19 protein-coding genes and 1 pseudogene are annotated in these 24,095 nt (G+C 59.5%); 13 read left to right on the forward strand and 7 right to left on the reverse strand.

Translation table 11 applies throughout. The features are described 5' to 3' along the window. Positions 1-75: 75 nt before the first annotated feature. Positions 76-183 (forward strand): annotated as a pseudogene (locus LT42_RS25545) (integrase); the annotation flags it as partial. Positions 184-220: 37 nt separating this feature from the next. Continuing rightward, complete coding sequence (locus tag LT42_RS00530; RefSeq protein ID WP_037008983.1) at positions 221-598, forward strand: DUF6678 family protein; 378 nt, start codon at positions 221-223, stop codon at positions 596-598. Between the two features lie 137 nt (positions 599-735). Here the strand turns inward: LT42_RS00530 and LT42_RS00535 are convergent, their stop codons facing one another. Next, the gene (locus LT42_RS00535) at positions 736-1,119 is read right to left on the reverse strand and encodes a hypothetical protein (RefSeq protein ID WP_037008985.1); all 384 of its coding nucleotides are present in this window, start codon (positions 1,117-1,119) and stop codon (positions 736-738) included. Between the two features lie 1,309 nt (positions 1,120-2,428). Here LT42_RS00535 and eprS point away from each other — a divergent pair. The 3 genes from eprS to LT42_RS25045 all read left to right on the forward strand — a co-directional run bounded on the left by eprS (position 2,429) and on the right by LT42_RS25045 (position 9,393). Further along, a complete protein-coding gene (gene eprS, locus LT42_RS00545; protein WP_037008987.1) occupies positions 2,429-5,431 on the forward strand; it encodes an autotransporter serine peptidase EprS in 3,003 nt (1,000 codons plus the stop codon). Positions 5,432-5,582: 151 nt separating this feature from the next. Continuing rightward, positions 5,583-8,693 carry an autotransporter domain-containing protein gene (locus LT42_RS00550; RefSeq protein ID WP_037008988.1) on the forward strand — a complete coding sequence of 1,037 codons (3,111 nt, stop codon included), beginning with the start codon at positions 5,583-5,585 and terminating at the stop codon, positions 8,691-8,693. Positions 8,694-9,009: 316 nt separating this feature from the next. Then, positions 9,010-9,393, forward strand: a complete 384-nt coding sequence (locus LT42_RS25045; RefSeq protein WP_160176702.1) for a response regulator — start codon at positions 9,010-9,012, stop codon at positions 9,391-9,393. 237 nt (positions 9,394-9,630) lie between these two features. On the opposite strand, the gene LT42_RS00560 is transcribed toward LT42_RS25045, so the two are convergent. After that, positions 9,631-10,635, reverse strand: a complete 1,005-nt coding sequence (locus LT42_RS00560) for a saccharopine dehydrogenase (RefSeq protein ID WP_037008993.1) — start codon at positions 10,633-10,635, stop codon at positions 9,631-9,633. 178 nt (positions 10,636-10,813) lie between these two features. Here LT42_RS00560 and LT42_RS00565 point away from each other — a divergent pair, with 178 nt between their 5' ends. Further along, positions 10,814-11,347 (forward strand): TetR/AcrR family transcriptional regulator, encoded by a 534-nt coding sequence (locus LT42_RS00565; protein ID WP_037012699.1) that lies wholly within the window; start codon positions 10,814-10,816, stop codon positions 11,345-11,347. A gap of 51 nt (positions 11,348-11,398) precedes the next feature. Here LT42_RS00565 and LT42_RS00570 read toward each other — a convergent pair whose 3' ends face one another. Then, the gene (locus LT42_RS00570) at positions 11,399-11,761 is read right to left on the reverse strand and encodes a MerR family transcriptional regulator (RefSeq protein ID WP_037008996.1); all 363 of its coding nucleotides are present in this window, start codon (positions 11,759-11,761) and stop codon (positions 11,399-11,401) included. Positions 11,762-11,833: 72 nt separating this feature from the next. Here LT42_RS00570 and LT42_RS00575 point away from each other — a divergent pair, with 72 nt between their 5' ends. Beyond that, the gene (locus LT42_RS00575) at positions 11,834-12,283 is read left to right on the forward strand and encodes a hypothetical protein (RefSeq protein ID WP_037008999.1); all 450 of its coding nucleotides are present in this window, start codon (positions 11,834-11,836) and stop codon (positions 12,281-12,283) included. A gap of 102 nt (positions 12,284-12,385) precedes the next feature. Here the strand turns inward: LT42_RS00575 and LT42_RS00580 are convergent, their stop codons facing one another. After that, positions 12,386-12,793: a hypothetical protein gene (locus LT42_RS00580; protein WP_037009001.1), complete on the reverse strand. Its 408-nt coding sequence runs from the start codon at positions 12,791-12,793 to the stop codon at positions 12,386-12,388. Positions 12,794-13,136: 343 nt separating this feature from the next. Between LT42_RS00580 and LT42_RS00585 the strand changes: the two genes are divergently transcribed. The 3 genes from LT42_RS00585 to LT42_RS00595 all read left to right on the forward strand — a co-directional run bounded on the left by LT42_RS00585 (position 13,137) and on the right by LT42_RS00595 (position 16,382). After that, positions 13,137-14,129, forward strand: coding sequence for an AraC family transcriptional regulator (locus tag LT42_RS00585; RefSeq protein ID WP_037009003.1), 993 nt, complete (start codon positions 13,137-13,139; stop codon positions 14,127-14,129). Between the two features lie 130 nt (positions 14,130-14,259). Beyond that, positions 14,260-15,294 carry a histone deacetylase family protein gene (locus LT42_RS00590; RefSeq protein ID WP_037009004.1) on the forward strand — a complete coding sequence of 345 codons (1,035 nt, stop codon included), beginning with the start codon at positions 14,260-14,262 and terminating at the stop codon, positions 15,292-15,294. Beyond that, entirely contained in the window at positions 15,291-16,382 is a 1,092-nt protein-coding gene (locus LT42_RS00595; RefSeq protein WP_037009006.1) for a polyamine ABC transporter substrate-binding protein, read from the forward strand. The genes LT42_RS00590 and LT42_RS00595 overlap by 4 nt, the downstream gene beginning before the upstream one ends. 169 nt (positions 16,383-16,551) lie before the next feature. Here LT42_RS00595 and LT42_RS00600 read toward each other — a convergent pair whose 3' ends face one another. Beyond that, the gene (locus LT42_RS00600) at positions 16,552-17,646 is read right to left on the reverse strand and encodes a Gfo/Idh/MocA family protein (RefSeq protein WP_037009007.1); all 1,095 of its coding nucleotides are present in this window, start codon (positions 17,644-17,646) and stop codon (positions 16,552-16,554) included. A gap of 229 nt (positions 17,647-17,875) precedes the next feature. Here LT42_RS00600 and LT42_RS00605 point away from each other — a divergent pair, with 229 nt between their 5' ends. Further along, positions 17,876-19,096, forward strand: a complete 1,221-nt coding sequence (locus LT42_RS00605; protein ID WP_037009011.1) for an MFS transporter — start codon at positions 17,876-17,878, stop codon at positions 19,094-19,096. 2 nt (positions 19,097-19,098) lie between these two features. Here the strand turns inward: LT42_RS00605 and LT42_RS00610 are convergent, their stop codons facing one another. Further along, on the reverse strand, positions 19,099-19,986 hold the full coding sequence (locus LT42_RS00610; protein ID WP_037012700.1) for a LysR family transcriptional regulator: 888 nt from the start codon (positions 19,984-19,986) through the stop codon (positions 19,099-19,101). A gap of 385 nt (positions 19,987-20,371) precedes the next feature. On the opposite strand from LT42_RS00610, the gene LT42_RS00615 reads away from it, so the two are divergent. Both LT42_RS00615 and LT42_RS00620 read left to right on the forward strand, forming a co-directional pair. Further along, positions 20,372-21,478, forward strand: coding sequence for an alkene reductase (locus tag LT42_RS00615; RefSeq protein ID WP_037009013.1), 1,107 nt, complete (start codon positions 20,372-20,374; stop codon positions 21,476-21,478). Between the two features lie 151 nt (positions 21,479-21,629). Further along, positions 21,630-22,562: a S66 peptidase family protein gene (locus tag LT42_RS00620; protein ID WP_037009015.1), complete on the forward strand. Its 933-nt coding sequence runs from the start codon at positions 21,630-21,632 to the stop codon at positions 22,560-22,562. Positions 22,563-22,896: 334 nt separating this feature from the next. On the opposite strand, the gene LT42_RS00625 is transcribed toward LT42_RS00620, so the two are convergent. Then, on the reverse strand, positions 22,897-24,084 hold the full coding sequence (locus LT42_RS00625) for a benzoate/H(+) symporter BenE family transporter (protein ID WP_037009017.1): 1,188 nt from the start codon (positions 24,082-24,084) through the stop codon (positions 22,897-22,899). Positions 24,085-24,095: the final 11 nt, after the last annotated feature.

The following is a 24,095-nucleotide window of genomic DNA, read 5'->3' on the forward strand; positions in this document are numbered from 1 at the left end:
GATAGGCCGCTTCGGGCCGACTGCGGCCCTTCTTGCACAGGGTGATGCTAAACCTCCATCAACGGAGGTAATGACCTGAACGCAAAAACTGCTACCTCGTATCACCCCTGGAATAAAGGCAAGCTGGTTGGTCAAAAATCACCGCTCCGCTTGCGCGACATCTGGGGCATCAGAATCAGCCTGCTAGGATGTTGTTTTCCAGCGCCAATCTGGGGTACCCATGTATAAGATCCCAGGACTGGATGACGCTTCTCGCGCCAAAGTTGCAAAGCTTTTAGATGCGGGTGAGCTGGTTCCAGTGATGAATAACACCAAATGGGGTGAGATGATCAACTCGATGATCAGTTGCCCGGAGATGGAGCCCAAGTTTAGGCTACGAAGCGTGTTGGCTCCTCCGGGCCATGTTCTGAAATGGGATGCCGATTGGCACTTCCACATCCATCCGGTCGCTGAAATCGAATGGCTGGAACTCAAGGCGTTGTCGACAGTGTGGTTGGAGACGACCCTTCGCAAGTGCGGTATCAGATATTCAATTGAGGAGGGTACGCTCCGTGTGTGGGGTTACATAAAGCGTAATTCACAGCCTGATTGGCGTTGACAGGTCCATGCCTCGGTATTCTGAGAATGACAGCTTTCGACCCCTGGCTGCCCTGCCTAGAGGGCTACAAGCGGCCAAAAGCGGTATTCGATACCCTGCCGTCCAGCAGAAAAGCCAAGCCTCTCCATCTGTGAAAGCTAGCCTCTAAGGGTGCGCATTATTTCCTCGACCACCGGCTTCGTGTATTTATCGCTGGGGTCAGTCTCCGGCGGGTCGTTACTGCGGAACCATTCACCTTGATCGAATGCTTGGCAAAGCGAGAACGCGGGCTGGGGCATGTCGTTAGTCATACCGACTTCAACAACAGCATTTATGATCCCGTTCATAACGCCGTCGCAAAAATCATAGAGCAGATATCCTTGTAAATAGCCTTCCGCAACCGCAATGGACAGCTCGTTCAGTACATCATGCGGTGCAACGCCGAAGCGTTCGCAGATGGGAATAAGATCACCCAACGTCAAGCCGTACGCTTCCGCTTTCACGGACAGTTCCCTGAGTTCGATTTTCGGTAACACCATCATCCTAAGCTTCTCCGGTCAGGTGTGAAGGTAGCACTTACAGATGGCTGCACAGCGCTACCACGGGAAGAACTGTCTGAAGGCTTATGTCTATGAGGTTTGGAGAGCGATAGCAGAGGGCAAGGGTGTGCCATCGCTCGTAGCGAACCAATTCTTTTCAGGCGTTCAGCACTAGATTTCCGACCGTACGAATGGCAGATCCTCAGCGAATAGCGAAACTTTCAATGTGTTATCAGAATCCCGGCCCAAAGCCTCGGCGCATATTTGATGGTGGCGTTAATAAGCTCTAGTCCCAGGCCATCACGGATCACGTCCGAGGCAATCAGAATCCGATATTCCATGTCTCATTCTTGTGTTTGAACGTAACCGGCCAGCTAAACGCCGATACGGGTATCGTGCATCTACTTGCATCATCGCAATGATGGCCTCTAGCCGACAACCGCTCCTGCGCAATATGTGTGTGTGGAGTATCCGAAAGGATCCCTTTCGAGATCATATGGACGGCAACGGACTAGAGGGATCGGCGGGGAGGGCTTCTTTCGACCCGATGCAATTACTCGGGATGAGCACATGGGTTGCAGGGCGAGTACCAGTGGAGAGCTCATGCCTCGGACGACCTAAGCCAAGATAGTTCTGTTGGCCTCCGAGGACAAGCTGGTCGCTGCGTTGCCGCAGGGGCTCGCCCGCCAGCCACAAGTCCAGCGATTATCGACAGCGCTACGGAAAGTTGCGCGAACATAATAACTTCGCCAGCTGATCCTTTAGCGTCCGTGCGTTTAACGCCCATAAACGCTGATAACGTAAGTAGGTGGCATAGCGATACAAGGACGATAGCCCATACAGCAATAATGATCCCTCAAAGCGCCCCATCGTTTTAGGGGGCCGACATACCTTCCCAAGTACCACGACTGCGCCGTCAGGCTTACTCAGCGCTTCACACTGGTCAAAAATGGTGCTATGGCATGGCTAAGTAGTGGCTCGACCAGAGTTTCATAATTCATTACCTGAATATCTCCCTGACATGCGTTTCGCTTGGATTGGTAACTGTCTCCGCCGGGCAAGACTCCTGCGGAGGGCACACTACGGCCTTTTTGACGAAGTAACTAAAAGGCCACTATTCCGCAATGCGCTTTAGTTGTGCCGGAAACGCTAGAGATGCCTCACAACAGTGCCCTTTTCCCTGATAAGCCCCGTTTTTTGCTGCAGTAAGCTTTGTATCAGTTTTGAAACAAATTAGTTGCCATCCCGTTCCGGGCGGACTATTTTCTTACGGCGCTCAATAGGGAGCTATCAAATAAAAAGGTGTGCAGGGATGCGAAGGTTCAAGCCGTCCAGTGCTGTCCGTTATTCCGTTAAACCCGTAACCACGACCGCACTTTGCGCGTTGTCTTTTACCTTTGGCTGCTCGGCTTACGCCGACTACGCAGAACAGGGGAAGTTGGGCGACGCGGCCAGTTGGCGCTCGCAAGAATTTCAGAGCGACTGGGGATTGGGCCGTATCCAGGCTGACCAGGCCTATGCTGCCGGTATCACCGGCAACGGCGTAAAAATCGGCGCGATGGACTCGGGATTCGACCCCTCTCATCCCGAAGCCAGCCCATCCCGCTACCATGCGGTAACGGCCAATGGCACCTATGTGGATGGTTCGCCCTTTAGCGTCACGGGTGCTATCAACCCTAATAACGACACCCACGGCACGCACGTGACCGGGACCATGGGCGCGGCCCGTGATGGCGTTGGCATGCATGGCGTGGCATACAACGCGCAAATCTATGTGGCCAACACTAACCAGAGCGATAGCTTCCTGTTTGGCCCGAGCCCGGACCCCAAGTACTTCAAGGCAGCCTATGGCGCATTGGCTGATGCCGGCGTGCGGGCGATCAACAACAGTTGGGGTAGCCAGCCGCCGGATGTGACCTACGCGACTTTGGGCGGGGTGCAGGCCGCCTACGCCCAGCATTACAACCGGGGCACCTGGCTGGATGAAGCGGCTAACGTGGCGCGCAGGGGCGTGATCAATGTCTTCAGTGCTGGCAATACCGGCTATGCCAACGCCAGTGTGCGTTCTGCGCTGCCGTATTTCGAGCCTGACCTGGAAGGCCACTGGCTGGCGGTTTCTGGACTGGATAGCTCCAACGCCCAGCGCTACAACCAATGCGGCCTTGCCAAATACTGGTGCATCACCACACCGGGGAGGCTGATCAACAGCACCGTGCCTGGCGGCGGTTATGCGCTCAAGTCCGGTACGTCCATGGCCGCGCCCCACGCCACGGGCGCATTGGCGCTGGTGATGGAGCGCTACCCCTACATGAACAACGAGCAGGCTTTGCAGGTGCTGCTCACCACCGCGACCCAACTCGATGGTTCGGTCACCCAGGCCCCCAATGGCGCTGTGGGCTGGGGTGTCGTCAACCTGGAGCGGGCGATGCGCGGCCCCGGCCAGTTGCTGGGGACCTTCGACGCCACCCTGGGCGCCGGCCAAACCGATGTCTGGAGCAACGATATTTCTGATCGGGCGTTGATTCAGCGTCAGTCCGAGGACACCGCTGAACAGGCTGCCTGGCAGCAAACCCTGGTCAGCAGAGGTTGGCAGAACGGCGTGGCCAGCACCGCCAGCCAACAGGACCAAACCGACTATGCCGTGGGCACCGCCCGTGCTGCGGCAGCGGCTCAGCGCCAGTACCAGGGAAGCCTGATCAAGTCCGGCGCGGGGCGGTTGATCCTTGAAGGGACCAACACCTATCGCGGCGATACCCAGGTCAACGGTGGTGTGCTGTCGGTCAATGGCTCCCTCGCGTCTGCCGTGCAGGTCAATGTCGGTGGCACCTTGGGCGGCAATGGCCAGGTCGGTAACCTCACGGCGATGAGCGGCGGGCAGGTTGCGCCGGGTAACTCCATCGGCACCTTGCGGGTGAACGGTGACGTGACGCTCGCGCCGGGCTCAACCTATGCGGTGGAGCTTTCGCCAACGGCCAGTGACCGCATTGTGGCCAGCGGCAGTGCCACGGTGTCGGGCGCCAACATGGCCCTGGCGCTGGACCCGACGCCGCCGGCCTTGAACGCCACGCCTGGCCAAACCCTGGTTGGCCGCCAGTACAACGTGTTGCAAGCTGCCAATGGTGTGAGCGGGCAGTTCGCTGCGGTCACCGCCAACTACGCGTTCCTCGGTGGCCGGCTGGATTACGCCGCTAACAGTATTGCGCTGAATATCGAGCGCACGGCGGCGTTCGACAGCGTGGCGCAAACCCCTAATCAGGCAGCAGTGGCCTCGGCCGCCGAGCAATTGGGGGCGGGCAACGCGGTGTATGAAAACCTGCTGCTCGCGCCAAATGCCGCCTCGGCTAGGGACAGTTTCCAGCAGCTGTCGGGCGAGATCTACCCGGCAGTCGCCACCCAGTTGATCAACGACAGCCGCTATGTACGTGATGCCGTTGGCGAGCGTCTGGGGACCAGCGTGTTCGGTGCCGATGCCAATACCGCGGCGCAAGACAACGTGTGGGTCAAGGCCTTGGGCGCATGGGGCAAAACAGACTCCCGTGGTGATACGGCTGGCTATACCTCGTCCATCAGCGGTGTGCTGGCGGGTGTCGATGGCGACGTAGGTGAGTCCACTCGCCTTGGCGTGGTAGGCGGCTACAGTGACAGCTCGGTCAACATGGGCTCGGGTACGCATTCCCGTGCATCGGTAGACAGCTACCATCTGGGTGCCTACATGGGTCATGAGATCGGCGCTTGGCGCTTGACCCTCGGCGGTGCCTACAGCTGGCACCGGATCGATGCCAGACGTGATGTACAGGTTGGCGGCGCCAGTGGTCGGGAGAAAACCAGGCACGATGCGCAAACCGCACAGGTATTCACCGAAGCGGCGTACCGTATTCAGCTGCAGGCCGCTGTGCTTGAGCCCTTCGCCAACCTGGCCTATGTACACCTGGGCACTGACAGCTTCACCGAGAAGGGAGATGCCGCAGCGCTTGCATCCGGCAGCGATACCCGTGAAGCCGCGCTCGGCACGCTGGGTGTACGGGCGCTTAAAACCATCGCAATCACTGATCGTCAAAAGCTGGACCTCTCCGGCAGCCTGGGCTGGCAGCACAACCTGAGCGATATCGACTCGGAGCAGCACATGGCTTTTGCGGCAGGCGGCAGTAGCTTTGGCATCGAGAGCTCGCCCCTGGTGCGTGACGCGGCCCTGGTGGGCGCCCATGCCCGCATGGCTCTGAGCCGTGAGGCCAGCGTTAGCCTGGACTACAACGGCCAACTGGCCAGCCGTGAAAAAAGCCACGGCATCGGCTTGAGTTTTAACTGGCAGTTCTAAACAAAAAGCGGCAGGGCGAACCAGGATTTCGCCCGCCGATTGCCTGACGCTAAAGGTTCCAATCTACCCATTGTTGGAAAAAGAACCACGCGGATGCCAAGGCGGCATTCGCGCGGGGTTTCGTGTGCGCTAACTAAGGACAGTTATATTGATGAAAAAGCCATCCACCACTCGACAGGTTGCTGTCAGCTCCATTCGCCACGCTATTAGGCAAGCCAATCGCGTTTCTTGCGGCGCCCTGGCCTGTTACTTGAGCACCCTCGGCGTAGCTCAGGCTGCGCCTTACGCCGAAGCCGGTCAGGCCGGGAATGCCGCCAGTTGGCGCAGCCCGGAGTTCACTGCCCAATGGGGGCTGGGCGCGATCAACGCCGACCAGGCTTACGCGGCCGGTTACACCGGCAAGGGCGTAAAGTTGGGGATTTTCGATCAGCCGGTGTACGCACCTCACCCGGAATTTGCCAGCCCGGATAAAGTGATCAACCTGGTAACCAGTGGCATTCGCGAATATACCGACCCTTATATTCCGGTAAAGGCCGGCGACGCCTTTCGTTACGATGGCGCGCCCACCCCTGACTCCAACGGCCGGTTGGGCAACCACGGCACCCACGTAGGTGGCATCGCTGGCGGCAACCGAGACGGCGGACCCATGCACGGCGTGGCCTTCAACGCCCAGATCATCAGCGCCGACAACGGCGACCCAGGCCCGGAAGACGGCATTGTGCTGGGCAACGACGGCGCGGTTTACCAGGCTGGCTGGAACGCCTTGGTCAATAGTGGCGCGCGCCTCATCAATAACAGCTGGGGCATTGGTATTACCGAGCGCTTTGCCCAAGGCGGTCGCGACCCGGCCTTTGCGCACTTTACCGTGCAGGATGCGCAGCTGCAGTTCGATCAGATCCGACAGATCCTCGGCACTCGCCCGGGGGGCGCTTACCAGGGCGCCATCGATGCCGCGCGCAGCGGCGTGGTCACCATTTTCGCCGCAGGCAACGACTACAACCTGAACAACCCGGACGCCATGGCCGGGCTGGGGTATTTCGTGCCAGAGATCGCCCCCAACTGGCTGACCGTTGCTGCGTTGCAGCAAAACCCCAACGCCACGACCGCCGGCGCCACGCCTTATATTTTGAGCACCTTTTCTTCTCGCTGCGGCTACACGGCCAGCTTCTGCGTGTCGGCACCCGGTACGCGGATCTACAGCTCCGTGCTCAACGGCACCAGTTTGCAAGACCTCACCGTGGGCTGGGCCAACAAAAACGGTACCTCCATGGCCGCGCCCCATGTGGCGGGCAGCATGGCGGTACTGATGGAGCGTTTCCCCTACATGACCGGCGCACAGGTGGCCGACGTGTTGAAAACCACCGCCACCGACCTCGGCGCGCCTGGCGTGGACGCGCTCTATGGCTGGGGCATGATCAATCTGGGCAAGGCCGTCAACGGCCCGAGCATGTTCGTCACCGAGGCGGATATTCCTGCCGAGTTTCGTATCAGCGGCGCCTATGGCGACAGCCAGTTCGTCGTCAACCTGCCAGGCATAGGCGCAGTGGTCGATGCGGGTAAACCGACCCAGCGCACCTGCAGCGGGCCACAATGCGGGCGGGACGTATGGAGCAATGACATATCCGGGCATGGCGGCTTGACCAAGCTGGGCATCGGGACCTTGGTGCTGACCGGCGCCAACACCTACAGCGGCCCAACCCTGATCAATCAAGGGCGCCTGGCGGTCAATGGTTCGCTGGCCTCGGCGGTGACCATTAACGACACCGGCATACTGGGCGGCAACGGCCGGGTCGCGTCCCTCACCGCCAACCGTGGCGGTACGGTAGCGCCGGGCAATTCCGTAGGCACCTTAAACGTGGCGGGGGACCTTAACCTGGCGCCCGGCGCTGTGTATGCGGTGGAGTTGTCGCCCACCGGCAGCGACCGCATCATCGCCGGCGGGCAGGCGACGGTGAGCGGTGCGACCATGGCCGTCTCGCTGGAAAACGGCGCCGGCTTCACCACAGGCGAGGTCAACAGCCTGGTCGGCCGACAGTTCAGCGTGCTGCAAGCCGCTGGCGGCGTGCAGGGCCAGTTTGGGTCCGTGCTGGACAACTACGCTTTTCTGGATGGGAGTCTCGCCTACGGCGGTACGGGCGTTGCGTTGGCCCTGGAGCGCAACGCGGACAGCTTCGCCAGCGCCGCGCAAACCGCTAACCAGGCCAACGTAGCGGCTGCCGCCGAGCAACTAGGAGGCGGTAACGCGGTGTATGAAGAGCTGCTGCTGAGCCCTGATGCTGCTACGGCTCGGCGGGCCTACACCCAGTTGTCCGGCGAAGTACATCCGGCCATTGCCACTCAGTTGATCAATGACAGCCGCCAGGTACGCGATGCCGTGGGTGATCGCCTGCGCGTCGAAGGGCTGTACGACCAGCCTGCGGCGGGTGTTGAAGCAAACAACTGGTGGGTGAAAGGCCTGGGCGCGTGGGGCAAGAACGCCGGCAGCAGCGACAGCGCCAGTTCTACCTCATCACTGGGCGGTCTGCTCGCCGGTGTCGACGGCTTGGTGGCTGAGCATACCCGGCTGGGCGCCATGGTCGGTTACAGCGATACCTCATTGGGCATGGGCGACGATACCCACTCGCGGGCTTCAGCCGACAGCTACCATTTGGGTGCCTACATCGGCCATGAAGAAGGTGCGTTGCGCCTCACCGCTGGCGCGTCCCATAGCTGGCACCGCATCGACGTCAAGCGTGACCTGCAGTTGGGCAGTTTGGCCGACCGGCAGAAGGTCAAGCGCGATGCGCAATCGACCCAGGTATTCACCGAAGCCGCTTATCGTCTCAACCTGCAACGCCTGGCGTTGGAACCCTTCGCTAACTTGGCCTACGTGCACTTCGATAGCGACAGCTTCACCGAAAAAGGGGGTTCCACGGCGCTCAAGGGGAGCGACGACACCCGCGACACCGTGCTCTCCACCCTTGGCGCACGCGCCGGTAGCCGTTTCAATCTGAACGACACTCAGAAGCTGGATGTGTCCGGTACCCTGGGTTGGCAGCATAACCTGAGCGATACCTCGGCCGAGCAGCATCTGGCCTTTGCCAGCGGTGCGAATACCTTTGCCGTGCAAAGCGTGTCGATGGACCGGGACGCTGCCGTCGTGGGCGCCCGCGCCAGCCTTGCCTTGAGCAGGGATGCGCGGATCAATCTGGACTACAACGGCCTGTTGGGTGCCCGGGATAAAACCCACGGGGTAGGGCTGTCGCTGGATTGGCAGTTCTAAGCTCTCGCGCCGCCTGAAAGCCTGGGCAGGCTTGGGTGCTATCGCCTAAGCCTGCCCCAGAGGATGCCAACAACGTACTGCGGGCCAGCGAAGCAGCCAGCCCGGCGATCTGGGCATGGAAGGATGTCCGCGTCTGGTCGAAAGCAGCGACTCGCAAGCGTGTAGAGCATTGGGGCGCTCAGGCTTGGCACAGAGCTAAACGCCACTCAGGTTGGGCGTCATGACCGCGCGACGAGGGCTGAGCAACAGCCGTATCGTTAGTGGAACCCGCGGGCAGCGACCCAGTCCAAAGTCCATGTCAAACCAGCACGAGCACATGGCAGTGGTATCAACGGTTTTAGTCGTGGAAGATGACTGGCTCATCCGCAGTTTGATACATGAAATTCTGGAGATGGAAGGCTTCGAGGTAGTGACAGCAGAGACGGGCGACGACGCTTGGCACTGGCTGTGCGAGACCTTGGGAGGGGCAGATCTTCTGCTGTCCGACATCCATCTGCCTGGTGGGCTGAACGGAATCGGTCTGGCTAATCGAGTGCAGGCTCATTGGCCCCGCATACCCGTGATCTTGTCCTCCGGTGGAAAAGGGCAACAGATCCTTGAGTCTGGATATGCTCCGCTGTTCATCCCCAAGCCCTGGCATTCTCAAGATATCGGCACAATTTGTCGGCGTGCATTAGCCCTGGCAACACCTCGCCAGTGATCCGGCCGATCCAATGGCTCGTTCAGCCAAGCCGATCGTGCCCGAACCGTCCTGAACATCAAAACCGAATGCCTTCGTCTCCGTGAGCGGCGCAATGGCCGCTCAAACCGAGGAGCGCCGATACGAAGTTATCGGGACCCGCGCGATGAGCCAAAACTCAGGTGGGACACTCACCGTAGCAGGGGCTGCCAGTCTGCGGATGACAACACCCGGCTTACCGGCACGGCCGACGTTTATTCACGTGGGTAATTCACAAAGCTCCCCACCTTCCTGTGCCAGGCGTTTCAAATATTGATCTGCATCCAGAAGCTGGTAGGGAAAGTAGAGACCGGGGAGCGGGGCAGGCTGGCCATCCAGCCCAAGCAACCGCTCCAGCAGCATTGCCACGCTGAGGCCGGTGAGGGCGGCAGCGCCTCTTGGATGGATAACTGCATGACGCGTGCGCAGGTGTTTCCCGTGCAGATCCTCGCCGGTAAGCTCGATGATGATCTCCGTCGACATTGGCTGACCTCGGCGTCGGGTCGAGCTAACGCCGATGGCGAGATTGAATTGGACATTGGGCGCCTCGGTCGCGGCAGCCAAGCCGGCAACATCGATAGAAGAGAAGCCGCTGCCTTCGATCGGGGTACTATCCACCGCGTTGAAGGTGACCTTGGCATCCTGTCCGTCGCGCCAGATGTAGGCTTGATCGCGTCTGCTCAGCGCCGCAGGCAACATTTTGCTCAGATGCTCGAAATCCTTCGCGACAGTCGGGCCCCCTGTGTCTTGCTCATCGACTAGCGCGTCGATCACGATGTCTTGAACGCGGCTGAAAGCGTTGGCGATGCTAAGCGTCGCTACCGTTGTTGCGCCGACCATCCACTCGTAACCGAGCACAATGGGCGCGATGTCAGGCTTGTGCATGTAGGTTGCGATTTGCGGCGCTATCTCGAAAACCCCGGAGGAGATACTGAGATGCGGCACGCCACGTTTTTGGGCGTAACGCAGGCCGGCAAGGGAGTGATCCATGTAAAGGACCACCACGGCGCTAACCTGGCGATCGCCGAGGCCCAAATCATCGGCTGCCGGGTCAATCACTATCCCCTGCGCCCCGCCGAGTTGCTCTGCCGCTTGCTGGGCCTTGGCAAGATCGCGGCCGCCGATCAGCAGTGAAATCCCGGGATGAGCACTGCGTAACGCTTGAGCGGTGCGGTGGCCTATTGCCCCTGAACCGCCCATGAAAAGTATCGGATGCAATGACATCGTGTGTTCTCCTTTCGGTTAACCTACTGTTGGTAGGAAACCTAACACGAGTTTTCTTTTCCGTAACCTACCATCGGTAGCTTCCCTGTCTTTGAGGATCAACGTGGAAAAAGTCAGCACCCCTCCGGCAAGCGGCACAGGCTCGCGTCGGCTGTCAAAAGCCGAGCGCAGGCGACAATTGCTCCAGACCGCACTGCTGATCGTGCGCGAGGAAAACGCCGACAGGCTGACCCTGGGCCATTTGGCGGTCCGCGCCGGCGTCTCAAAACCGGTGGTATACGACCATTTCAGCACCCGGTCGGCGCTCTTGATTGAGCTCTACCGATGGATCGATACCGAGCGGGTCGATGCCTTCCGCAATGCCATGGCGAGCAGTCCGCAGACTTTGGAAGAGACCGCGCAGGTGCTGGCCAGCGCTTATATCCATTGTGCGGCGGACCATACCGACGAATTTCACGTCGTGGGAGCTGCGCTGGCAGGCAGCAGCGATAAAGCGGCAGTGTTCCAGGAGTTGCTGGACAACTGCGTGCGCATGTTTATAGCCGTGCTGGAGCCCCATGCAGGGCTGTCATCTGAAGAAATGGAGCGTGTCTGCACCGCTCTGGTGGGAGCAGGCGAAGCGCTCTCGGGCGCAACAGTGCGAGGACGTCACACCGTCGATGAGGCGATAGACACCTTTTCGTCGCTTATCCGGGGTGCGTTTCGACAGTAGTGTTGTTCGGCAAAGATGAGTCAGAGCGAAAATGTCCTCCGCCTTCACCATTCAATCGCCGATACCGGCCAGGGGACATACCTGAGCTGCTCGTTCAGCCAGCAGACTACGCAGTTTGTGCATTTCGCTGATTCTTGCGTCCAGTAAAGCGATTTTCTCTTCAAACAACTGGGCGATGTGGACCCTTGATGTCCCTTCGCTGTTCCATAAAAGTGGCAAGTTTTCACCGATCTCCCTAAGTGAAAACCCGAGGTGCTGAGCTAATTTGATGTACCCGACCAGTTGCAGCGTTTGCTCTGAATAGAACCTGTAGCCGTTCGCCGCTCGATGCGGCTTGATCAGACCCTTCTCTTCATAAAATCGTAGCGCATCGACTGATACTCCCGTGTGCGCAGCCACTTCCCCGATTTTCATCAATCAATTCTCTGTTGACTCTGGACCTAACACGAGGCTTTAGCCTGCGGGCTCGAACTGTGAGGGTTGACGATGATCAGCGTAAATAAAAATCTGCAAATTGTTCGGGCCAGCGCCATTTACGACCTGATCGTTACGGCAGGATTCATGACACCCTGGACGGCATCCTTGATGTTTACAGGATTCTCGGCGCTGTCGGATGCATTGGCGTTGAACCGGGCAGTACCGACACCGGACATTACTGCCATGCTCTTCACGAATCTTCTGGGCTCTGTAGTGGTGATCTGGTCGGCCTGGCGCTTGATGCAACCAAACCGCACTGTTGGCTTATATGACGTGGTGGCACGAATGCTATTTGCGATCTGGCAGCTCCTCGCGGTGGCTAAAGGAGCCAGCTTCCTTATTCTGGGTTTTACCTGCTTCGAGATAATATTTGCCATCGCGCAGATCCTCCCAGTGACCGATCAAGGCCGGGCCAGAGAGAAGGCAATTCCGCAGCGTCCACAGCCCGATCCGCGGTAGCTGATCATGCGGTTGGCTTTAACGGCAGGGCGCTTGCGACCCCTGTCAAACACCCACCCCACGGATGACAGATCAGCCTCCGCTAGCGGCAGCTTCGCCGACCTAAGCGTCAGGCTCCTTGTTTGCGAGCCTGATGGCCGTCGTCACGTGTGGAACCGCGTTAGCCCTGTACCAATGAGTCATCCCTTCAATCGCTTTCTTGGCGGGTGCCGTGTCGGCTGCTCCAACCAGTTCCGCGCAGGCCTGAGCCATTGAGACGAGAATGCGGGCGGCTTCAGGAATGTAGGGGAGGTCATTTCCAGCTTCGTGACGCTCACGAATGATCTGATAGCGAATGTTCTCCGGGAGCGTCCAGGCACTGATCAGAAACTCCTGAACGGAGTAATCGACGCCTTTGATCTGGACCGTCGCGCAACGATGGTCTTCGCTGAACCCCGCTGTTTCGATCTGCTCGCAGCTGTCGATGACAGTGTTCATCATTTCTCGAATTTGTTGCCAGTCAGTTCTCATTGGATCTTCTCTAAAACCGTCATTTTTGAAGAATTGGTCGGGCTGGCTCTCTCAGACAGGTGAGGGGCACCCTCTGAAGACATGACTTCGGCTCGCTCACGCACCCAGAACAAGGCGCCTGAGCGTTGCGTTAGAGCGTGCGCATCGGAGCGTATATGTCCTCATGCTAAACAAAGTTCATCTCGGCCGCATGCTTCCCGCACGTCAACTGTCGCTGCAGACGCGGTGCGTTGTTTGAGCCGTATGTAGTTTGGCTAATGGCGCAGCACAGGGGCAAACTAACCAGACAATATCCCGGCACATAACTTGCTCTTCATGTCCTCATCGCCTGGCGGAACTCCCCATGCTTCATTCCCACCTCACCACCCTTAACGCGGTCTCCTTGGTCCTGAGCACTTTCACGGCGCAGGGATGGTCCGCCGAGGCGCTGCTGGCCGGCAGTGGTATCTGCGCAACGGATTTGAGCCGCGCCGACACACGTATCGCCACGCATCAGGAGATGCAGGTGTGCGCCAATGCTGTCGCTTTGCGGCGCGATATAGGCCTGATCGTGGGCTCGCGCATGCATGTATCGTCTTACGGCATGCTCGGTTATGCATTGCTCACCAGTGCCACTTTCGGTGACGCGTTACGTCTGGCCCTGCGTTATCCCGCTCTCTTGGGAACTCTCTTTGAGCTGAGCCTGGAGGAGGAGGGTGAGTGTGTCTGGTTCACCGCCAGCGATTACCGTGAGAATCCGGCTCTGACCGCTTTCAACGTTGAGCTGTGCCTGGGTTCACTGAAAGTCATTTGCGATGACCTGCTCGGCCACTCGTTGCCTTTGCTGGGCGCTCGTTTTGAGCACACTGCGCCAGATTACCAAGCGCGCTACGGCGAGTGTTTTGACTGTCCGTTACAGTTTCAGGCAACCGCCAATGCGTTTGCCTTTGATAAACGCTGGCTGGCCCAGCCCTTGCCACTGGCCGACACGGTGACCCACCAGGCCATGGTCGAGCGCTGTCGCAAACAGAATACGGAATTCACTGGGCGTGAGGCCTGGCTTGGGCGGATCCGTCAGTTACTGGCTACTCAACTGCATGCTGCGCCCGGGCTGGAAGGGCTGGCTCAACAAATGAACTGTTCGGCGCGCTCTCTGCGTCGTCATTTGCATGGCATGGGCTGCAGCTATCAGGAGCTGCTCGACGAACTTCGTTTCGAACGCGCCAAACAGTTACTGGCGCAGGACCGGTGGCCCGTCCACCGGATCGCCGAGGCGCTGGGCTTCAGTGAAACTGCAAGTTTCAGGCACGCTTTTGTGCGCTGGAGTGGGGTGGCGCCGAGTCAGTTTCGAACATGATGCCTCGTTGAGGGGCGATTTACGGACAGAAAGTCTGGCCATATTTGTCCCCTTTTGGCCGCGTCTGCCGTTCTCCTAAACCGCGGCTGCCGCAAGACTGCATCACCGATACAGTCTGCGGAGAACACCAATGCTGACGATCTACTCTGATGATCATCATCTGCACCATGGACGCTGTGAACTAATGGACGGGCAGTTGATGCCCTGCTTCGAAATGCCTTCTCGGGCCGACCATGTGTTGCAACGGGTCGAGGACCGTCAGCTGGGCCCGGTCCTGGCGCCGCAGGATTTTGGACTGGAGCCGCTGCAGCGAATCCACAGCCGCGACTATCTGGAATTCTTCCAGGGTGCGTGGACGCGTTGGGCCGAGTTCGGGCAGGACGGTGACTTGCTGCCCTACACTTGGCCGGCACGCACGTTGCGCCGGGTATTGCCCTCCAGCCTGCATGGGCAGCTGGGTTACTACAGCTTCGATGGCGGCGCACCGATTACCGCCGGGACCTGGCAGGCAGCGTACTCGGCGGCGCAGGTTGCGCTTACCGCTCAACAGGCGATCCAGCAAGGCGCCCGCAGTGCTTTCGCTTTGTGCCGTCCGCCGGGACACCACGCAGCCAGCGATTTGATGGGCGGTTATTGCTACCTCAACAACGCCGCCATTGCCGCCCAGGCCTTTCTTGATCAGGGCCACAAAAAAGTCGCGATTCTGGATGTGGACTACCACCACGGCAACGGTACCCAGTCGATTTTCTACGCACGCAGCGACGTGCTGTTTACCTCGATCCACGGTCACCCTGAAGCGGAGTTTCCGTTTTTCCTGGGCTACGCCGACGAGCTGGGTGAAGGCGCAGGCGTAGGCTTTAACTTCAACTACCCTCTTGCGGCCGGTGCTGACTGGGCAGCCTGGAGCGCAGCGCTTGAGCAAGCCTGCACAGAAATCGATCGCTACGGCGCCGAAATCATCGTCGTATCCCTGGGCGTGGACACCTTCAAGGACGACCCGATCTCGCAATTCAAACTCGACAGTCCCGATTACCTGGCGATGGGCGCACGCATTGCCCGCTTGGGCAAAGCCACGCTCTTCGTGATGGAGGGCGGCTACGCGGTGGAAGAAATCGGCATCAATGCCGTCAACGTTCTCGAAGGTTTTGAGGGGATTGCTCAATGAAGATGCTCAAGTCGATCTTGCTATGCGCGGCCTTTGTCAGTGGGGTGGCCCACGCCGAAGAGAAAACCCTGCGGGTCTACAACTGGTTTGACTACATCACGCCCAAGGCGCTGGAAGACTTCAAGTCGCAGCACCCTGACATCAAACTGGTGTACGACATCTTTGACACCAACGAAGCCTTGGAAGCCAAGCTACTTACCGGCAATTCCGGGTATGACGTGGTGGTGCCTTCCAATGTGTTCCTGGCCAAGCAGATCGAAGCCGGGGTGTTTCAGCCGCTGGACCGTAGCCAGTTGCCGAATTGGAACCACCTGGACCCCAAGTTGATGAAGCTAATTGAAGCCAATGACCCGGGCAACAAGTTCGCCGTGCCCTACATGTACGGCACCATCCTGATTGGCTTTAACCCGAGCAAGGTCAAGGCTGCGCTTGGCGACAATGCCCCGGTGGACAGCTGGGACCTGATTTTCAAGGAAGAAAACATCAGCAAGCTTAAACAGTGCGGCGTCGCGCTGCTCGACTCGCCGTCCGAGATCCTGCCGTTGGCCTTGCAGCACCTGGGGCTGGACCCAAACAGTGGAAATCCCAAGGACTATGCCAAAGCCGAAGCGCTGTTGATGAAAATCCGTCCCTATGTCACCTACTTTCACTCCTCCAAATACATGGCCGATATTGCCAACGGAGACATTTGTGTAGCGGTCGGGTACTCCGGCAGTTTTTCCCAGGCCGCCAACCGCGCCAAAGAAGCGAATAACGGGGTAACGGTGGACATGCGCCTGCCCAGGGAGGGAGCACCGATCTGGTTCGACATGCTCGCCATCCCTAAAGGTGCCAGCAATCCGCAGGACGCTTACACATTCATCAACTACTTGTTGCAGCCCGGTGTGATCGCGCCGATCAGCGATTTCGTTGGCTACCCGAACCCGAACAAGGACGCAACGGACCAAGTTGACCCTTCGATCCGCAACAACCCCAATCTATACCCGACCGAGGCGGCGATGACCACGCTGTACACACTCAAACCTCTGGGGCGTGATGCGGAACGCGCCAGGACACGGGCATGGACCAAGATCAAGTCAGGCACTTGATGATTTGCCGATGGGAGCTGGATGATCAGGCTTTCATCCAAATCCTGCACACTGATGGTGGTTTGATCGTGGGCCGCTGAGCCCAGGGGGAGCGCGTCATGCGCTTCCCTCATACCGGCGTTACCGATGCCAATCGCAAACATCCTGGTTACCCGAGAGGGTCGTGCTCTCATTTGAGGGGAGATTGAACTCCGCCCTTTGCCGCATCCAGCAACTGATGCAGGCGTAAAGCATCGCTGAACGTCGCCGCTGCGTCTGTGCCCTCCGCAACGTCCTGCGCATAGGCGTGATAGAGCTCTGCAAGTTCAAGCACGGCGGAGGGCAACGCCGAGACAGGCAGGCGCTGGTACTGCTCAGGCACCGGCAACACTTCCAGCGTCAGGTTATCGCCATGTGCGCCCTCGATGACATAGTCGTCGCCAACATCGCCAAACGCCGAGCGGTTGGTGATTTTGAGGTCGCCCTGATCGCCAGTGATATCAATCTGCACACCGGAGCCATTCCTCTTGCCGCCTTCAATGTGAATAGAGACCACGCCCCCATCCTCTAACATGCCGCTTAGCACTAATTGGTCAGGCGCAGTACTCGGCAGCACCTCTGCGGTCTCCTTGATGGTCACCTGCGCAAACTGGCTGACCATCAGGCCTGACACGCTGAGCGGCCAGCCAGTCGCGGTGAAGAGCATGTCGAGAAAATGACCGGCATAGATCGCAATCACACTGGAGAAGTTTTCCTCGGCTGCGGTCCAGCGAAGCGCATTGGGTCGCACGGCCTGGAAGTTATTCATGCTGACGTGCATGCGCACGGACCGTACTTTGCCGACATACCCTTGCCGCAGCAGATCCTGCAAGTAACGATAGTGCGGCGCGCGGCGGCGTTGCAGCCCGACGATGTGTCGTACGCCCGCCTTGTCAGCCAGTTGCAGCAAGTTCTGAGAATCAGCGGTGGTGGTCGTTAATGGCCATTCGCAATAAACATCCTTGCCCGCAGCAATGGCGGCTTGTACGGTTCTTTCATGCTGGGGCGCAGTGTTAAGCACCACTATCAGATCGACTTCAGGGTTGTTGACCAATGCTTCGACTGACCCCGCAATGTCGGGTATGGAATACTCGTCGGCCGCCGCTTCAGCCCGCTCACGCCGTTCACTGTAGACCGCCTGCAAGTGGTATTGGGGCAACAGATCAAGTACGCGCAGGTGACCATGGTGAGCCCAGTTGCCTACGCCAATGATGCCGACGCGAATCGGTGATTGCCTGGATGTCATGGGAAAGCCCTCGCAAGGTAATGGTTGTCGAGGCGGAGTGTATGAAGCGAGTACCTGGGGAAAAACCGGCCGGAAGGCAGAACACTTCGGACACCGATGGCGCTAATGCAGGGGCTATACCTCGTTCGATTGTGGAACTATTGATCCGCAGTGACTGGAGCCCTGCACTGTTTTTCGCTGCCTGGTCGATACCTAACATGGCCCCACTTATTCCTTGTGGAGCTGGCCCATGAACGATTGCAAAGCACTACCTGCTGCCTCAGCGCAACCTCTGGAAAACGTTCCTTCCTCACGCGACTGGTTGTCGGTGTATTCCGTTGCCCTTGGCGCTTTTGCTTTCGTCACGACTGAATATCTCCCGGTAGGGGTGCTACCGCAGATTGCCGACAGCCTAAGCGTCAGCGAAGGGGTTGCAGGGCTGATGGTCACCGTGCCGGGTGTTGTCGCCGCGTTGTCAGCACCGGCAGTCATGCTTGGCGCGGGGCGTATGAACAGACGTCACTTGCTGCTGCTATTGACGCTCCTGCTGGTGGCCTCCAATGCGGTGTCTGCATTGGCCCCGTCCCTGGCGATCATGTTGCTGGGGCGCGGGCTGCTGGGTATTGCGCTGGGGGGATTTTGGGCGGTGGCCATTGCGGCGGCGGGGCGGCTGGTCAATCAGTCGAAGGCAGGAAAAGCCACCGCGTTAATCTTCGCTGGCATCACATTGGCTACGGTATTGGGGGTGCCGTTCGGGACGTTCGTCAGCACGCTTTTTTCCTGGCGCATGTCCTTTGCCGCTACAGCAGGGCTCGCCTTGCTGGCGCTGATTGCTCAAGGCCTGACGTTACCGTCATTGCCTTCAACCGAAGGCCTGAACGGGCGCGCGCTCGTGGCATTCTTGTCGCGCAGCAATGCGCGTCGGAGCATGTGGCTGCTGGGCACTGTGGTAGCCGCTCATTTCACCGCGTACACCTACATCGCTCCCTTCCTTGGTCATGACGCTGGCTTTTCACCAACGGCCATCACTGCGATTCTGTTGGGTTTCGGCCTGGCCGGCATGCTTGCCAACTTCGCAATGGCCGGGACCATCACGACCCATTTGCGTGCCTCGTTGGGCGCCGTGGTATTGCTGATGGTATTAGCCCAGCTCGCCTTGCCTGAGTTGCAAGGGATGGCCGTTTCGCTGGCGGTCCTGGTCTGGGGAGTCGCATACGGTGCGATCCCTCTGGGCGTGAGTAGCTGGATGCAGCTGACATCGCCCCACTTGCCAGAGGCGAGTTCGGCAATGTTGGTGACGACCTTCCAGATTGCCATTGCTTCAGGTTCCCTTTTCGGCGGTGTAATGGTCGATCATGCGGGTGTGCCGTCGGCGCTGTGGCTGGGCGCGGCGATCGGTTTGCTTGGGTTGGGGGTGATGCTCAGTTTTGGCATCCAAAAAACGCCCATCGCCGAATCGCTGTTGCGGTGAATTCAAGTTTTTAGAATGTTGTCTTTGAAATAGTCGATCAACACTCGCAGCCTCGGTGCTGTCTGCTTCGAGGCAGGCCAGAGCATCCACAGGTTGCCGGTGTGGTCGGTGTAATCCTCCAGTACCACCTTCAGCCTGCCGTCTGCCAACGGTTCATGGATCGAAAAATCCGGCAAGCAGGCTATACCCACCCCATCTATCGCCAGGTAAGTGAGGGGGTCCATCGTCGTGCACGTTAACGCCCGCGCCAGATTCGGCTCTATGTGCGTGTCGTGGACGCGCAACGGCCAGCGCTCGACCAACCCGGTGGCCGGAAACTTGTGCAGCAGGCAGGTGTGACTGATGAGGTCATTGGGATGCGCAGGGGTGCCGTTGCGCTCCAGGTACGCGGGCGAGGCCACCAATTGGAGTCGGTAGCCTCCGAGCTTGCGTGCCATCAGCCGCGAGTCTTGAGGCGCCCCGGTTCGGATAACCGCATCAAAGCCTTCCTCAATCACATCCACCATCCGGTCGGACATGTCTACTTCCAGCTCGATGTCAGGGTAGGTGCGCATAAACCCGGCAAGGACGGGCATGATCAGCACGTTCTGAATCGGCACACTTATACGCACCTTTCCCCGGGGTGTAGCGGACAACTCGAGCAGCTCCATTTCTGCGGCTTCGACCTCACTGAGGATACGCTTGCAGCGGTCGAGGAAGAGCTCGCCTTCGGTGGTCAGGGTGACACTGCGCGTGCTGCGATGGAACAACCGGACACCGAGGCGCTCTTCCATGCGCGCCACGCTTTTGCCCACAGCAGATGAGGAGATTTCCAGAAGTCGCCCGGCTGCGGTAAAGCTGCGGGTTTCGGCCACATTGATGAAGGCTGTGATGCCGCTGAGGCTGTCCATCATTTCAAGTGTGCTCGGTACGGAAGGAGGGCTGATGGAGAGTAAAGGCGGGCGAGGAAATAGGACAGAAAAGAAGATGAAATCAGGAAAGGGTGTCGGTCGCGGTTTCCATACGGGCGGTTAAACGCAGAACTACGACCATAAACCTGTGCCGCCAGGTCGTCAGTGGTAGCTACCGGTTGGACCCAGGTCGCGCACCCCGGCTGTTTTATGGGCGCCAGCATTACGGCCTAAAAGTCCGATGTGTTGGGAATCCCAGCCCATTTATTCCCTGCGGATAATCGCATTAACTGATGCCAAGCGCCCCGGACCGGAAAGGCCAGACGGCTACGACCCGGGCAGATATCCAACGACTCTTCTTCTTGCTTTTCACATCGAGGCAATCATGTCCAAACTTCATTCATCCGTTAATGTAGGGCCGTTCACCTTTACCCATCGCGTTGTATTGGCACCGCTTACCCGCATGCGCGCCGAAAAAGGCGCTCGTCCTGGTGCGCTGATGGCCGAGTATTATGCTCAACGCGCTTCCGAAGGCGGTTTTCTGATCGGTGAAGCCACCATCGCTGCGCCAAACGGTAACGGCTATCTCGGTGCGCCGGGTCTGTTCGACGACAACCAGATCGCGGGCTGGAAACAGATCACCGATGTCGTGCACGCCAAAGGGGGCAAAATTTTTCTGCAGCTTTATCATGCGGGTCGCCAGTCCCATGTCGACGTGCAGCCTGCGGGCAGTATTCCTGTTGGCCCATCGGAAATCCTGCACGGCGGCGTGGCGTATACCGCCGATGGATGGGTACCCAATACCCCGAACCGCGCGCTGACACTCGTCGAAATCGCGGGCTTGGTAGAAGACTTCAGGACCGCTGCCGAACGCGGTGTGAAAGCCGGTTTTGACGGGGTAGAACTGCACGGCGCCAATGGTTATCTGGTCGACCAGTTCCTGCAGGACAACAGCAACCAGCGCACTGATATTTACGGGGGATCGTTTGAAAACCGGGCGCGCTTCCTGTTGGAGGTGACTCAGGCGCTGATATCCGTGTGGGGCAGTGATCGTGTAGCGGTCCGTGTTGGGCCAAGCGGCACTTGGGGTGATATGGGCGACAGCGATCCGGAAGGCCTGTTCTCCTACGTTGCACAACAATTGGCGCCGCTGAACCTTGCCTACCTGCACCTGATAGAGCCGCGCATCCTTGGCAATATCGAAGACGAGAACGCCGGCCCGACGCCGGTCGCTGCCAAATTGATGCGCAAACACTACAAAGGCGTGATCATTGCTGCCGGTGGCTTTAACGGCGAGTCCGCCGAGGCCATCATCCAGGAGGGCAACGCAGACCTGGTTGCTTTCGGTCGTCACTTCATCGCCAACCCGGATTTGCCAGAGCGCCTGCGCCACAATCTGCCGCTCAACGCTTATGACCGTCCAACCTTCTTTGGCGGTACCGAGGTGGGTTACACGGATTACGAGTTCTATAGCGAAGAGGTGACTGCGTAATGCCTTGCGCCACGGGAGGCTACTCCCTTGGCCTTCGGCGATTTGCGGGCGCGCGGCCAGTTCACCGGCCCGCGCCTGCGTGCCCCGCTGGATTCAAGCCCGTCAGTGCTCTACATTGCTCTGCATTGCCATCCGTCGAGCCATCCCGAAAATGCCTGCCTCCCGCCCAACCCTCCACCCTCAAGCCCTCCGTGCTGGCGACGCCGTAGCGCTGGTGTCCCCAGCCGGCCCGGTCGCCGAAGCCCGGGTGGAAGCAGCCGTGCGGGAACTCACCTCTTGGGGATTACGCCCTCGCGTCTACCCCCACGCACTGGACAACATCGGATTCCTGGCCGGCAACGACGCTGATCGCATCTCTGACCTCAACGACGCCCTGGCCGACCCCGAAATCCGCGCAGTGCTCTGTAACAGGGGCGGCTACGGCGTTCAGCGCATCCTCGGGCAACTCGATTACGAAGCCGTGCTTCGCGACCCTAAACTGGTCGTCGGTTTCTCGGACATCACTGCCTTGCACGCTGCACTCTGGACCCACACCGGCCTTGCCACGGTTCATGGCCCGGTGGCGGCGCAGCTCGAGAAGGCCGGCATGTTTGCCAGTACGCTCAAGCAGGCGTTGATGAGCACCGAGCCCTCCATCATCCACGCCGATCCATCCGAGCCCACCTTCAGCGTGCGCACGTCCGGCGTGGTCGAGGGCGTGTTGCTCGGCGGTAACTTGAGCATGCTGAGCACCTGCGTCGGCACGCCGTTCATGCCTGATCTGGAAGGCGTGATCCTGCTGCTCGAAGACGTTGGCGAGCTGGCGTATCGGGTTGACCGCAATATCACCCATCTGCACAACTGCGGCATTCTGCAGCGCCTCGGTGGTATCGCGTTGGGTCAGTTCAGCGAACCGGGCCACGGCAATAACCCGATCCGGCCGCCCGATGTCTTGATCGAGCGCTTGGGCGATCTGGGCATTCCGGTGCTGGGCGGCCTGTCCATCGGCCACGGCGAGCGCAATCTGGCGGTGGCGTTGGGCAGTCATGCGGTTCTGGATAACGAGGCGGGCACGCTGACGGTGGCTTCAGCCACTCGCCAATAACCCCCCATCACGGTTCAGCTGTCGCCACGTTTTACCGGCGAGCACCAGCCTTGGGCAAAGCGTGTAAGAGCGAGCTTGCCCGCGAAAGCATCCGGTCACAAACCACAACAGCGACTGACCCACCGCATTCGCGGGCAAGCGCGCTCCTACAAGGGGACCGCGGTTACCGCGTTCAGGCGGCGAGTAACCGGGGCGGCGGCTATCGCGTTCAGGCGGCGAGTAACCCGGGGCGGCGGTTATCGCGTTCCTGCGGCAAGTACCCGGGGCGGCGGCTGTCGCGTTCATGCGGCGAGTAACCAGAGGGCGGCGGTGATCGCACTCATGCCGCGAGCGCTCATTTGCGATAGTTGAGAATCACCAGCGTCAACACCCCTGCGACAATCCCCCAGAACGCCGAGCCGATGGAAAACAGCGTCAGCCCCGATGCGGTGACCATGAAGGTGATCAGCGCGGCTTCGCGTTCCTTGGGCTCGTGCATGGCCACGGTCAGGCCGTTGATGATCGAGCCGAACAGCGCCAGGGCGGCAATCGATAACACCAGCTCTTTGGGAAACGCCGCAAACAGTGCAGCCAGCGTGGCGCCGAATACCCCCGCGATGGCGTAGAAAATCCCGCACCAGATCGCCGCCGTGTAGCGTTTGTTGTGGTCTTCGTGGGCGTGCGGGCCGGTACAGATGGCCGCGCTGATGGCGGCGAGGTTGATGCCGTGGGCGCCAAACGGCGCGGTAATCAGCGAGATGATGCCGGTGGCCGTGATCAGTGGCGAGGCGGGCACGTGGTAACCGTCCGCGCGCAATACCGCCACGCCCGGCATGTTTTGCGAAGTCATGGCAACAACGAACAGCGGGATGCCGATGCTGACGGTTGCGGCGATGGAAAACGATGGCGTGGTCCAGACGGGCAGGGCCACTTCCAGAGCGAAACCGCTGAAATTCAGCAGGCCGAGCATCGCTGACAGCGCGACGCCCACCAGCAACGTCACCAGCACCGCGTAGCGCGGTGAATAGCGTTTGACGATCAGATAGGTGAAAAACATGCCCAGCACCAGGCCGGTGCGGTGTTGCGCAGCGACGAAGATTTCACTGCCGATCTTGAACAGGATGCCCGCCAGCAATGCCGCCGCCAGCGAGGTGGGCAAGCGCTTCACCAGGCGCTCGAAGCTGCCGGTCACGCCGCAAATGATCACCAGCACGGCACAGGTGATAAATGCACCGATCGCTTCGGGATAGGCCACGCCGCCGAGACTGGTAATCAGCAACGCCGCACCGGGTGTCGACCACGCGACGGTGATCGGCGATCGATAGCGCAGCGACAAGCCGATGCTGCACACCGCCATGCCCATGAACAACGCCCAGATCCACGAAGAAATCTGCGCCGAGGTCAGGCCCGCGGCTTGTCCGGCCTGAAACATCAGCACCAGCGAACTGGTGACGCCGGTCATCATGGCGATGAAGCCCGCAACGACGGCGGACAGCGACGTGTCAGCCATGGGCCGCAACGGGGCGAGGGGCAGGTCAGTCATGCGGTTCGATC

Source organism: Pseudomonas lutea (assembly GCF_000759445.1).
Lineage (GTDB): Bacteria > Pseudomonadota > Gammaproteobacteria > Pseudomonadales > Pseudomonadaceae > Aquipseudomonas > Aquipseudomonas lutea.